Origin of the sequence: Chitinophaga sp. S165 (assembly GCF_003182155.1) — a bacterium.
Taxonomy (GTDB): domain Bacteria; phylum Bacteroidota; class Bacteroidia; order Chitinophagales; family Chitinophagaceae; genus Chitinophaga.
The window spans coordinates 1141904-1155832 of record NZ_QGTG01000002.1 but is presented as its reverse complement, the minus strand read 5'-3'; the positions used below and the strand labels follow the sequence as shown (position 1 = coordinate 1155832).

Annotated in this window: 8 protein-coding genes; 5 read left to right on the top strand and 3 right to left on the bottom strand. The window is 43.3% G+C overall.

From position 1 onward, the window contains the following. Positions 1 to 18: 18 nt before the first annotated feature. Both C7475_RS12960 and C7475_RS12955 read left to right on the top strand, forming a co-directional pair. Positions 19 to 3135, top strand: a complete 3117-nt coding sequence (locus C7475_RS12960; protein WP_110053762.1) for an efflux RND transporter permease subunit — start codon at positions 19 to 21, stop codon at positions 3133 to 3135. Between the two features lie 14 nt (positions 3136 to 3149). Next, positions 3150 to 4466 (top strand): TolC family protein, encoded by a 1317-nt coding sequence (locus C7475_RS12955; protein ID WP_110053761.1) that lies wholly within the window; start codon positions 3150 to 3152, stop codon positions 4464 to 4466. Positions 4467 to 4533: 67 nt separating this feature from the next. Here the strand turns inward: C7475_RS12955 and C7475_RS12950 are convergent, their stop codons facing one another. Next, a complete protein-coding gene (locus C7475_RS12950; protein ID WP_110053760.1) occupies positions 4534 to 5292 on the bottom strand; it encodes a carboxypeptidase-like regulatory domain-containing protein in 759 nt (252 codons plus the stop codon). Between the two features lie 221 nt (positions 5293 to 5513). Between C7475_RS12950 and prs the strand changes: the two genes are divergently transcribed. From prs to C7475_RS12935, 3 genes are all read left to right on the top strand, one after another. After that, positions 5514 to 6431 carry a ribose-phosphate diphosphokinase gene (gene prs, locus C7475_RS12945; protein ID WP_110053759.1) on the top strand — a complete coding sequence of 306 codons (918 nt, stop codon included), beginning with the start codon at positions 5514 to 5516 and terminating at the stop codon, positions 6429 to 6431. Positions 6432 to 6847: 416 nt separating this feature from the next. Continuing rightward, on the top strand, positions 6848 to 10495 hold the full coding sequence (locus C7475_RS12940; protein WP_110053758.1) for a SusC/RagA family TonB-linked outer membrane protein: 3648 nt from the start codon (positions 6848 to 6850) through the stop codon (positions 10493 to 10495). Positions 10496 to 10507: 12 nt separating this feature from the next. Further along, complete coding sequence (locus C7475_RS12935; RefSeq protein WP_110053757.1) at positions 10508 to 11968, top strand: SusD/RagB family nutrient-binding outer membrane lipoprotein; 1461 nt, start codon at positions 10508 to 10510, stop codon at positions 11966 to 11968. 77 nt (positions 11969 to 12045) lie between these two features. Here C7475_RS12935 and C7475_RS12930 read toward each other — a convergent pair whose 3' ends face one another. Beyond that, the gene (locus tag C7475_RS12930) at positions 12046 to 12525 is read right to left on the bottom strand and encodes a YcxB family protein (protein ID WP_110053756.1); all 480 of its coding nucleotides are present in this window, start codon (positions 12523 to 12525) and stop codon (positions 12046 to 12048) included. Between the two features lie 17 nt (positions 12526 to 12542). Then, positions 12543 to 13112, bottom strand: coding sequence for a hypothetical protein (locus C7475_RS12925; protein WP_110053755.1), 570 nt, complete (start codon positions 13110 to 13112; stop codon positions 12543 to 12545). Between the last annotated feature and the right edge of the window lie 817 nt (positions 13113 to 13929).

Here is a 13929-nt window from a genome sequence, read left to right as displayed (position 1 = left end):
ACCTTTAAATATACTTCAATGAGTCTCCCTTCACTATCACTTAAACGTCCCGTATTTGCCATCGTGATGAATATCATTATCGTGATATTCGGCGTGGTGGGATTTAACTTCCTGGGGGTAAGGGATTTTCCCGCCATTGATCCCCCTATCGTGAACGTTCGGACTTCTTATGCCGGCGCGAATTCAGATATTATTGAAACGCAGATCACCGAGCCATTGGAGAAGTCCATCAACGGTATTGCAGGTATTAAAAATATCTCCTCTTCCAGCAGTCAGGGCACAAGTAGTATTACCGTTGAGTTTGAACTTAATATAGACCTTGAAGCCGCTGCCAATGATGTACGCGACAAAGTTTCACAGGCACTCCGTAATCTACCGCCTGATATTGATGCGCCACCCGTCGTATCAAAAGAGGATGCCAATTCTGACGCCATATTGTCCATGACAGTACAGAGCAATGTCCGTAATCAGCTGGAAATCACCGAATACGCCAATAACGTATTACTGGAAAAACTGCAAACTATTCCTGGCGTCAGCTCAATCCGTATCTGGGGAGAGAAGAAGTTTGCAATGCGCCTCTGGATGGACCCGGCCCGTCTGTCAGCCTACAGTCTCACACCTACAGATGTACAGACTGCTCTCGCTAAACAGAACGTAGAACTTCCCTCGGGAAAGATCGCTGGTAATGCTACAGAGCTGACAGTGCGTACTTTCGGCCGCTTGAATACCGAAGAAGATTTCAATAACCTGATCATCAAAAATGAAAATGGTAATGTAATCCACTTCCGCGATGTGGGACAGGCGGTACTTGGTCCGGAAAACGAGGAAACTATTCTTAAAGAGGCTGGTGTGCCAATGATCGCACTTGCCTTAACACCTCAACCGGGTTCTAACTATGTAGCCATAACTGATGAGTTCTACAAACGTTATGAACAGCTAAAAAAGGACCTTCCTGACGATTTAATCACCAATATTGCTATCGACAATACTAAGTTCATTCGCAAGTCTATTGAAGAGGTGGAGGAAACATTAATTGTTGCATTAGTGCTGGTTATTATTATTATATATCTCTTCTTCCGTGACTGGCTGATGGCCTTCCGTCCACTGGTCGATATTCCGGTGTCGCTCATTGCTGCATTTTTCATTATGTACGTCTGTGGCTTCACCATCAATATCCTGACATTGTTAGCCATTGTATTGGCTACGGGGCTCGTAGTAGATGATGGTATTGTGGTCACGGAGAACATCTATAAAAAGATAGAAGCCGGAATGCCACGTATGAAAGCAGCAAAAGAAGGGTCGGAAGAAATCTTCTTTGCCGTTATTGCGACATCTATTACGTTGGCTTTCGTGTTTCTTCCTATCGTTTTTCTGCAGGGATTCGTAGGACGGTTATTCCGGGAATTCGGGATCGTAGTAGCAGGTGCTGTATTGATCTCGGCCTTTGTTTCTTTAACGCTTACTCCGGTACTAAACGTAAAACTAGGGCGTAAAACACATAAACATTCCTGGTTCTACGAAAAAACAGAGCCTTTCTTTACAGGCATGGAATCTGGCTATCAGCGTGCGCTCGAAGCATTTATGCACATACGGTGGATCGCAACGCTGATCGTGCTTGGTTGCGTCGCGCTCATATACATTGTGTTTAAAAATCTTCAGTCAGAACTGGCGCCAATAGAAGACCGCAGCCAATTCCGCCTGTCTATATCAGCTCCTGAGGGTACTTCATTTGATTATATGGAAAATTACATGAATGGTCTTGCACTATTTATGCTCGATTCCATTCCTGAACAAAAGATCCTTATGAGCGTTACAGCTCCCGGTTTTAGTGGCGGTGGCGCCGTAAATTCGGGCTTTTTCAACGTTGTGCTCACAGAACCTAATGAACGTCAACGCTCCCAAAAAGAGATCGTGAACATGATGAACCGGAACATGTTCAGGTTCCCTGAAGGTAAAGTGTTTGCCATCGAACAACAAACCATACAGGTAGGACGTCGTGGTGGTTTACCGGTTTCTTTCGTATTACAGCATATTAACTTTGACAGCCTTTCTTCAGTATTGCCGCAATTCCTGGAAGAAGCCGGAAACAATCCGACTTTCGCAGCCGTTGACGTCGATCTGAAATTCAATAAACCAGAGTTACGTATTCAGATCAATCGTGCTAAAGCGAGTGAGCTAGGCGTATCTATTGACGATATTTCACAAACCTTGCAGCTTGCGTTGAGCAACCTCCGTTATGGATATTTCATACGTAACGGTAAACAGTACCAGGTAATGGGACAGGTATTCCGCGGCAGTCGGGATAAACCAACTGACCTGCAGAATATCTATGTGCGTAACAGCCGTGGTGAAGCCATTCAGCTGGATAACGTTGTAACGATAGAGGAAGAAACGAGTCCTCCTATTATTTATCACTTCAACCGTTATAAATCCGCTACTATTTCTGCGAGCCTTGCGCCTGGTAAAACCATCGGAGATGGTATCAATGCCATGTATGGTATCTATGACAAGCTGAAACAAAAAGGCGTATTAAATGATAACTATGTATCAGCATTGGCAGGGTCTTCCCGCGACTATGCAGAAAGTGGTTCCAATACCATGTTCGCACTTATCCTGGCACTGGTGCTGATATATCTTGTACTTGCTGCACAGTTTGAAAGTTGGGTGGACCCACTTATCATTATGTTGACAGTACCGCTGGCATTCGCAGGTGCATTGCTTTCATTATGGATATTTGGTCAGACATGGAATATATTCTCCCAGATAGGTGTGATCATGCTGATAGGCCTTGTTACCAAGAATGGTATCCTGATCGTGGAATTTGCGAACCACAAACGTGATGAAGGATTCACAAAAGCCAAAGCAGTTGTCGAAGCTTCAACCATGCGTCTGCGCCCGATCCTGATGACTAGTCTTGCCATGGCACTCGGCGCATTGCCTATTGCAATGTCACTGGGAGCTGCTGCCACCAGCCGTATTCCTTTGGGTATTGTGATCGTGGGAGGTATCGTCTTCTCACTGATCCTGACATTATTTGTAATACCGGCCATGTATACTTTCTTATCCAGGAGAAAACCCGCATCTGAAAGAATTGAAGAAGAAGAAGAGGAGGAAACTACCTCTGTGCATGCATAAACATCAGCAACTACATGAAACGTACACTTTTATTTTTTTCTTTATTACTATTGGGCACCGCTGTACATGCACAGCAGGTGCTCACGCCTGAACAGGCAATAGATCTGGCATTAAAGAATAACTACGATATCCGTCTGGCAAAAAATGATGCGGCCATTACCGCTAACGATTATGCCTACGCTAACCTGGCCTTTGCACCGCGTGTAAATGGTACAGCTAACAAAGTATGGAACAGCACACAAACCAAACAGGAATTTGCCAATGGCACAAAGCGTGATACCAGCGGCATCCGCCAAAGCTCATTAAGCGCCAATGTCAGCCTTGCGTGGACATTGTTTGATGGTTTGAAAATGTTTGCTACCAGGCAAAAACTGGAATCATTGCGTGACCTCGGAGAGCTGGCGGTAAAAGATCAGGTGATCAATACCGTCGCCAACATCATTGCTGGTTACTACAATGTAGTGCAACAAAAACAACAACTGCGTAATCTCTCGGAACAATTGTCCATATCAGAAGAAAGAGTAAAACTATCTGATGCTAAATTCCAGACAGGCCTGGGTCCTAAAACAGACTGGCTGCAATCGAAGGTGGACTATAATGCGTTAAAAGCATCCTACCTCCGTCAGCAAACACTGATAGAACAAAGTAAAGCGACGTTAAATCAATTGATGGCCGTTGAAGCGGGCAATACGCAATATGATGTTCAGGATACTATTCCACTTAATATGGATCTTTCCTACGGTGGATTAAGGCAGGAAGCGCTGCAAAAGAACACCGGTATGATGGTTGCACAACAGAATCTTAAAGTATCGCAGTTACAGTTGAAAGAGAGCAAAGGAGACTATTTCCCTGTGATAAATTTCAACTCTGCATATAACTATTCGAGAGTCAATTCCAACGCCGCTACAAACTCCTTCAGTCCGGTTTATAATCAGAATGGTGTTATTAGTTATGGCTTTTCTGCTACCATTCCTATTTTCAATGGCCTGAATGTAAAAAGGCAGGTAAATGCAGCTAAGCTGAATGTAGGTTATCAACAGCTTGCGCTGGAAAATACCCGCACAATCGTCGACCTGTCCCTGACCACCGCTTTTAAAGATTATGAATATTATAAAACAGCTGTGACACTGGAAGATGAAAACCTGGGGCTGGCGAGAGAGAATGTAATGGTTGCAATGGAGCGTTTCAGACAGGGGGTAAGCACCGTAATAGAAATGAAAGAAGCACAACAAAGCCTGGAAGATGCTTATAACAGGTTGATCAACGCACGCTACAATATCAAACTGGCGGAAACACAGTTGCTGAGACTGAATGGATCGCTGGTAAAGTAAAGGCGAATATGACATAAAAAAAGAAGGGACCGTTTGAACGGTCCCTTCTTTTTTATCACTAAGTAATTTATTCTTGTTCTTCTTTCTTCGCCGGCATACTGGCCTTCTCCTGTTGATAATGCCTGAAGTTTTCTTTGATGAATAACATCAGGTCATAATCAGTAGCCTCCTGGAGGAATTGATAGCCCGGTCTGTAACGTAACATAAACGTATCGAGCTCATCTCCGCTTAGCTTTGTCATTCTCTCCACCAGTTCCGGATTATAGCGGTTGTCGATGAATTTTTCCTTTTCCCAGTATACCAGCTGTTCCTTGAAATGCTCCTTCCGCTTACGTGCCTTGCTGGGTACAAGATAAGTCAAGGCAGTAATAGGGTTCGAAGGAAGTGTTTTTAACACATCCACAGCCCCTGGCTTATGATAGTTGAAATATCTGCCATATTCATCGCGGATAGCGAGTGAATCCTTTTTATAGTCCTTTCCTACCACTGTTACCTGGCCTAAACCGATAACCTGACGGGTAAGATAAACATTGATAAACATGGAGGTGGTAGGAACAGGCAGGCTCTTTCTATAATAACTGAGGATAGAAAACTCAAGTGTATCGCCCGGCATTGCATCAATTACAAAACGGCCACTCTCGTTACTGATAGTACCACTCCGGGTAGCTTTATTGATAATAGTGACTCCCGGCAGGCCGTTTCTGTTGTCGGCATCTGCTACCATACCAGATACCCTTACCTGCGCGCTGGCATGCTGCAGAAAGAATAACAGGTACAAAAACAGTGCTCCGATGCAACCGGAAAGTTGTATGATTCGTCTAGGCATCGCTCAAATTTAGTTTTCCCAGCGCAAATGAAAAGTTAAAAAATAGTTCTCCGTCGACAGACTACAGTCCATAGTTTATAGGAAACAAGCATTAAACTTAGGACTTTTATTCCTAATAACTGAGGTGTTCAGGCTGAACGGCAAATAAATTTCCCTTGTCATGCCCCTGGGATCTGTATATAAAAACTATATTATTATCTTTATTCCTCATTTCAAAGAGTATGCCTCACAGGATCTTATTTGCAACGCAACGTTATCAGTATCTGAAAGACAGGTTATTAACACTCGTTCCGGATTGGGAAGAAGGACAACTAGATATCCAGGATTTTCCGGATGGCGAGCATTATCACCGGATAACAAGTAAGGTGGCAAATAAGGAGGTGATCCTGGTGGGAGGGACTATTGACGACAAGGAGACATTAGAACTTTTTGATATTGCTCATGGCTGTATACAGGAGGGGGCATGTTCTATCAATATTGTGATCCCTTTTTTCGGTTATTCTACAATGGAGCGCGCCGTGAAAAAAGGAGAAATTGTAAAAGCAAAGACGAGAGCGCTGTTATTTTCAACCTTGCCACCCACCAGTGCGGGAAATAAAATACTGATGATAGATCTACATGTGGATGGAATTACCTACTACTTTGAGAGTAGCATCCGTCCGGTACATCTATATGGCAAAGAATTAGTAAAAGAAGCTGCACTCGAAATCGCAGCCGGACGGCCGTTTGTGCTGGCCAGTACAGATGCTGGCCGTGCAAAATGGGTAGAATCGCTGGCTAATGATCTGCATGTATCAGCAGCGTTTGTTTTCAAAAAACGTATTTCCGGAGAGGAAACACACATCACTGCCATCAGCGCTGACGTGCAGGACAAACTGGTTATTATTTACGATGATATGATCCGCACCGGAGGCTCTTTGTTGCATGCAGCAGAAGCTTATTTGCAGGCAGGTGCATGTGAGATAGGTGTCATTACTACTCATGGTATTTTCGCTGGTAAAGGCTTCGAAAAGATTAAAAAGAGCGGGATAATAAAGAAAGTTGTTTGTACAGATACTCACCCAAATTCCCTTACCATCAATGATGAATTACTAACAATCAAATCAGTTGATAAGATCATTGCAGACTACTTCAACTAGCAATACTCAATGTTAACCCCGGTTTTATAGAGTATGCCATTGGCAAGGTGTTTGATATACAGCACAATAGAAGGGATTGCTGTTGTAGCGGAAACCATGGCAAGGGTTATATTACATTAAACGCAAGGGGACAAGACAATGATTTAAAACTGTCACATCCTCACTTCAGATTCAACGAAAAAAATTTCAGGTACAATCAAGCCGGAATGTCTATACACTTGAAGTATAGTAAGGGTATGGGCTGCCAACTAATGACTGCACGAATAGTACATAGTTACACATTCGAAATAAATATCAGCTCCGGCCTCATTGTAACGGGCGTTTAGATTGTATTATATAAGCAGAGAAGTTATCACATAAAAGATAGAAGCAGCGACTGCTTCAAAAAAATTTGTAACCAAATCTTACTATATAAGATGAGAAGCCATGTACTCAACTGGTTGTGGCTGTGCTTTGCCTTTTTCTGTAGTGTAAAACCCGCAAAAGCAAGCACACGCGTTAACCACTTCTTTATCGGAACCAGCGCTGAGATAAGCAAATATCAGCCATCCATTACAGTTAATGCTAACTTTCAAGAGAAAGATACCACTGTAAAACCCACTACCAGCCCGGTAGTTATCACACCTTCTTCATCCGGAAAGGACACTTCCGGTAAACAGGTAAAAGACACCAGTAAACCTGCTACGGCATCGCCGGTAGTTATTACACCGTCTTCAGATACATCAAAACCGAAGAAGGATTCAGCCGCAAGCCGTATTGACAGCACTCGTAAAACAGCTGCTGATACTACCCGCAAAGCAGCTACTGATACTACGACCAAACCGAAAAGCGATACCGCACTGATCCTGCCGGCCGATTCTAATACATTGAAAAAGGACGCAACACAGTTCAATCTTAGAGGTGTGGTTAGAGAGCCTGGAGGCACGCCTATTCCAGGTGCACAGGTAGTCAATCTCTCCACAAAACAGGGCGTTGCAACAGACGCTAATGGTGCCTTTACACTGAAAGCATCATTAAGGGATACTATTAAGATATCTTCTGTTAGTTACGCCGAACAGTCTATTCCACTTGAGTCCAGAGACTCATTGTCGATACGGTTAACATCTGCATCGTCAGGACAGAAAGCACTTAAAGAAGTTGTAGTAACGGCATTAGGTATACAGAGAAATACACGTGCTGTTGGTTATGCTGTGGAAGAAGTGAACGGCAGTGCTGTACAGGAAGCGAAGGAAGTTAACTTCGTCAGCGCACTGGCAGGTAAGGTGCCAGGCCTGCAGATCAATTCTAACACGGGTTCTATGGGTGGATCTGCAAAGATCACTATCCGTGGTGTGAAATCTATTCTTGGCGACAACAACGCCTTTGTGGTAGTGGATGGAACTCCATTTATCAACAATAATACAAACCAGGGTGGTCAGTTAAATGGCGGCGGCGGTTATGATTACGGTAGTTCTCTACAGGACATCAATCCGGAAGATATCGACAACATATCTGTACTGAAAGGTGCTGCTGCAACTGCGTTATATGGTAGTCGTGGTGCAGGTGGCGTAATGCTGATCACTACCAAGAAACGTCCTGAAGTATCTGGTGGCATTGGTGTTACTTATAGCATCAATGCACAGGTAGACCAGGTATACGTGTTACCTAAATATCAAAATGAGTACGGCGGTGGTACTGGAGGAAAATTTGATACACTCTACTACAATCAGCATCCTGAAGGATTCATTGATGAGGCGCATGCTACATACGATAACAACGACGGTAAAGGCCGTTATGACCTGATGGCAAGATATTATGATGATGCATCATGGGGGCCTAAACTTTCAGGACAAATGGTGCGTCATTACTGGTCATGGGACAAGAATAAAGGCAATCCGCTGTTTGGTCAGACTGCTCCATGGATAGCACATCCTAACAATGTGAAGGATTTCTACAGAACGGGGTACACCCTCACCAACAACATAGCCATGTCAGGTACTGACGAAAAAGGCTATTTCCGTCTCTCCTATGGCAATATGAATCAGATATTTGTTCTGCCAAACGCGTCTTTAAACCGTAATAATCTTTCCTTTAACGGGGGATATGAATTAACGAAAGGTCTGCGCGCAGTAGCATCACTGAATTATACTGCAATGAAAGCAAAAGCGCGTCCGGGTACAGGCTTTACTGGTCCTAACCCGACCCTGCAGTTCACTATGTACGGACAGCGCCAACTGGATATTGAGCAGGAAAAACGTTATCAGTATGAAGACGGGTCACAGATCACCTGGAATCGTAAAGCCTGGAACGATCCTGCTGTTGCATCCAGCAATGGACCATACTGGAACCGTTATATGGACTACGAAACAGACAGCCGCAACCGTATATTCGGTAATGCCGGTCTTGACTGGGATCTGAGTAAATGGCTCACCATCAGCGGCAGGGTGTTTATGGATGATTATAACACACTGGAAGAGGAAAGGACAGCGAAAGACTACCTGATAGGTGGATACATCAAACGTGTACGCACATCAAGGGAAATGAACTACCAGGTAACTGCAAACATTAATAAAGAGTTTGGTAAAAACTTTAAATTGAATGCGTTGCTGGGTGGTAATATTATGCATCGTAAATGGACTACTACTGGTGGTAGCACTGTTGGCGGTCTGATCATTCCTGGTGTATATAATCTGAACAACTCACTGCAAACAGCTATACCAATTGATGAGTTCTATGAAAAACAGATAAACTCTGCTTTTGCAACGGCATCATTAGGTTATAAGAATTTCCTGTTCCTCGAACTGACCGGCCGTGCAGACTGGAGCTCTGCCCTGCTGAGTGAAAACAATCCTTATTTCTATCCATCTGCATCAGGATCATTTGTGTTCTCAGACTTGTTGAAGGACTGGAAATGGCTCAGCTTCGGTAAACTGCGTGCAAGTGTAGCACAGGTAGGTAGCGATACAGATCCATACCAGATCTATGACACTTACCAGTTCATGCCTCCGTTCGGTAGCTTCCCGGCTACTCAGCTGACAGCTGTAAAATATAATCAGACACTGAAACCAGAACGTACCAGGGAATATGAAACAGGTATCTCTTTGAAATTCTGGGATGAGCATATCGGAGTTGATGTGACCTATTATGACAGGATCACAAAAGACCAGATCATTCCGTTACCTATCTCTTCTGCATCCGGCTTCACCAGCACTATTGTAAATGGTGGTAGTGTACAGAACCGTGGTGTTGAAATAGGCCTGAACCTGAATCCAATCCGCCTGAAAAACGGTTTCCGCTGGGATATAAATGCAAACATCGCACGTAACCGTAACAAACTGCTGAACCTGGATATTCCGCAATACAACAGTTCTCTGCCTGTATTACTGATCGGTACAGACCGCAGAACAACGAAAGTATCTGTTGCTGCATATGTGGGCAAACCAATGGGAACATTGCTGGGAACAGATTATGTGTACGATGCACAGGGACGTAAAATAGTAGGCGCGGATGGTTTGTACAAGATCACAGACAATCCTGTTCCTATCGGTAATGCCTATCCTGATTATGTAGGTGGTGTGACCAACTCCTTTACTTACAAAGGCATCTATCTGTCAGCCCTGGTTGATTTCCAGCATGGCGGTGAATTCTTTTCATACACCAACATGTACGGAAAAGGCTCTGGTTTGCTGGACATTACTGCTGCAAATGGTGTAAGAGAAAAAGGAATTATTGCTGAAGGTGTAACAGAAGATGGAAAACCAAATGAAGTAGTACTGGATGCTGCTACTTATTTCCAGAACAATGAAGGACGGAATTTGAGCAGAGCTAACCTGTATGACGCAAGTTATATATACCTGCGCGAGGTGAAGCTGGGCTACAATCTGCCTGAATCCTGGTTCAAAAAAGTACATGCGCAGAGCGCCCGTCTTTCCTTATATGGAAGGAATCTGTGGCTCATGAAATCCAATGCACCGAATGTGGACCCTTCGAATATCATAAACTCTGCGTCCAACATACAGGGTATTGAAGGAGGCGCATTGCCTTCATTGCGTTCTTATGGTGTTAACCTGAATGTTTCATTCTAAAAACTGAATTAAATGCTGAAAAGATTCTTAATATACGCATGGCCGGTATTATTCATCTTTGTGATGATGGCAGGGTGTAGAAAACTGGATGATATTAATCACGATCCTACCCGTCCAACGGAGTCCTCACCTTCTTTCCTGCTGACAGGAGCTGAGAAAATTGCCATGGACTATTTATATAGCACCTTGCAGAACGGATATATCGGTATGCATTATGCACAATACTGGTCTGGAAACTCAAGGGTAGGAGACAGTCAGTATGCTCTTGATGAAAACAACAATACTGCGTTCTGGAACTTCATGTATGTGTCATTGCACAACCTGGATAAGATCATCAACCTGAACAACGCCAATACTGATAACCCGGCAGCAAAAAATCAAAACGCTATTGCTTCCATATTGAAGGTGTGGATCTATCAGATCCTGACAGACACTTATGTGAATGTTCCATACTCACAAGCGTTAAAGGAGGGAGAGAACATCACACCTGCATATGATCATCAGGACTCCATCTATGCGTCACTGATCAGTAACCTGGAACAGCAGATCGCGGCATTAGATCCTGCTCAGCCAACCTTTACATCAGGAGATGTGATCTATAATGGCGATGTAGCTAAATGGCGAACACTGGCGCATTCATTACTGCTCCGCTTAGCGATCCGTATTGCGGATGCACAACCGGAAAAAGCAAAATCACTTATTGAATCCCATTATCAGTCTGCCATGACCAGCAATACGGATAATGCACAATTTGCTTATCTGGCAACTGCGCCTAACAAGTTTCCTCTAAATGATTCTGAAAGGGAAGTGCTGGATTTCTTTGTGAGCACAACGTTGGTGGATTATATGAAAAGCGTTAATGACCCACGTCTGTCTGTTTATGCAAGACCGCCACTTGATGGAGGTGACATCAAGGGATTGGAATATGGCAGGAGCGCTAATGATTCGACCAGACTGCCACCACGTCAATATTCGTATCCTGGTACAAAAATATATTCCTCGACTATGCCGGGCATTCTGATGACATATCCGGAAGTAGCCTTTATACTGGCAGAAGCTGCTGCAAGGAACTGGTCTGTGGGGCAACCGGCAGCAAGCTGGTACGAAGCAGGCATCAGGGCTTCCATGGAATATTGGAACATTACTACTGGTGTAGATGAATATATTGCGTCTGTACCATATGCCACCGGCGACTGGAAGAATGTGATAGGAACACAGAAATGGCTGGCTTTATATCCGCAGGGCTTCCAGGCATGGTTTGAACGCCTGCGCCTCGACTTCAAAAAGCCAAGCGGCGATTCTCTGTTCAGAGCACCTTATTCCGGTTCATTAGATCAGAATGTGCCTTTTGTACCATCCCGCCTTACTTATCCGCTGGGAGAACGTACGCAGAATGCGGCAGCATATGAAAAGGCTGCAACTGATATCAAAGGAGATACGAAAGCGAGCAAGAGTTGGTGGGACAGACAATAAAAGAACACAACTATCCTTAATAAATTCCCGCTGTCCGAAATGATGGCAACTGCCCTGGCCCTTCCGGCCGGGGCTTTTTAATTGATGTTATTATTTGCCAGGCGACTGAATTCCTTATGCGCATCTTCTGATTTAAAAGCGCTGGTGGGAACGAGGAAGAAATTCTTTTTACCGCGGTAGAGAAAGAAAAAGTTCTTGGCTTCAACAACTTTAGTGAAAGTACTCCATGAGAGCAGGCGTTGGTTCTCGCTGTTACGGGTGGAGATAGTAATTCCCTCTTCTGAGTATTTAAGGTGAATATCGTCTTTGAAGGTGGCGGCTTTGTTATAAATAGACACTGGCAACAGGAACCAGAATACCATAATGATAAGTACCACCATGGTAGCAATACCAATGAGGGCACCAAGTGTGACTATTTTGAAAGCATATCCGGCCATTGTAAAGGCCAGAAGGATGAAGAGTGTGTTCCTGAAAACTTTTATTTCTCCCCGCTGCATGAAATGATAGCGTAATGCATTCAATACCTCCTCCTTATTGTAACTAAACTCCAAATGCATTATGGCAAGGCAAACTTTTATTTATTAACCGGGAGTGTCATTTGACTCTCCATATCGTCTCTTCTGCTGACAGGTGCATATTTTTTCCGGTTGGCAACTGGTTGTTTTTTAACAGTAGAGGCGTCGTCAGACAGATCGTCCTCACTTAAGCCAGGAAAATTGTTCTTCACGAACTGGAAATATTGTTGGAGGGTCTTTGCATCAACTTTGAAAGGGAAGGCCAGCTCATTGCCGGTCATCTTCAAAATATCATTATTGTTAATGCGGGACTCATTCTGAAGATACCATTTGTACAGATCTACTATCCCCTTTTTCAGTTCTTCTTCGTACATTTTATCACCATCCTGATCTTTGGGCAACATCCATACGTACTCCTCAACCCTTCCAGGCCGGGTGGTTGCTTTTGTGGCCGTTACCGTCTTATCATCGCAATTAGCACTCTTTGTTCCGGTTTTATCACCATCTTTTTCCTTCTCTTTCTCTTTGGATGCCTTGGTTTTGTCCTCGTCCTTCCATTTTTCGCTACTTGCGCTTGCTGATGCGGCTGAGGCTAAACTTACCAACAGCAGGAACAACAGCTTTTTCATAGTGTAAAAAATTTGTAAGATTAAAAATACAAAATCAAAATTATAAATCCCAAACTAATTGTGGGTTGACCGGGTTACCCTTGACCAGAAAAACAAAAGCAATGGATAAACCATTGCTTTCGAGAGTCATTTTACATTGCATGATGATTCACGCCTGTAGGAAATATTTGGTTTTTCATAGGACAGTAACCATAATAAAATTAATACAATAACAAATATATAAAATATTTATTGCAACATACTGGAGTCGATAAATATTTGAAATCCTTCAAATTATCATGCTCCTTTTTAAATGCACGAAAAAAAATATAATGGTTTGTTAAAAATCCAAAACCGGATCTTTTACGGATATATTAAAATAAAAATAAACTGTCTTGCAGAATGCAATGTCCGGAAGGCAGATAATCCAACCAACTGATAGTCGTAAACAGAGAATGAAAAACAATTACAGATCGCTGAAACAAGCCAATAAGGAAAAAAGAAATTAAAATCCTGGCATAATCGAATGGAGCATCCGGAACGGGTAGAAATAGTAAGGGCACCTGGAAAGGCGCCCTCAATTTGTTACTATCCTATGAAAACCCTATTTGAATACAAATGTAAGGGCATGTTATTTTTCTTTGAAATTTTAAGGGCACAATAACAAATCATTAACAAAGGCCGGAAGTGCAAAATCGATAAAACGCAGCACTGTATTGGCTTTAAACCAATTCAAGTTTTTTCCTAAATTCGTTAACAGCGCCTGAAATTGGCTACTGATGGGGTTGTTTTAGCGTTAGTTTAGGGCATATTGATGAGCTAAATCGGGCTGTAGCCT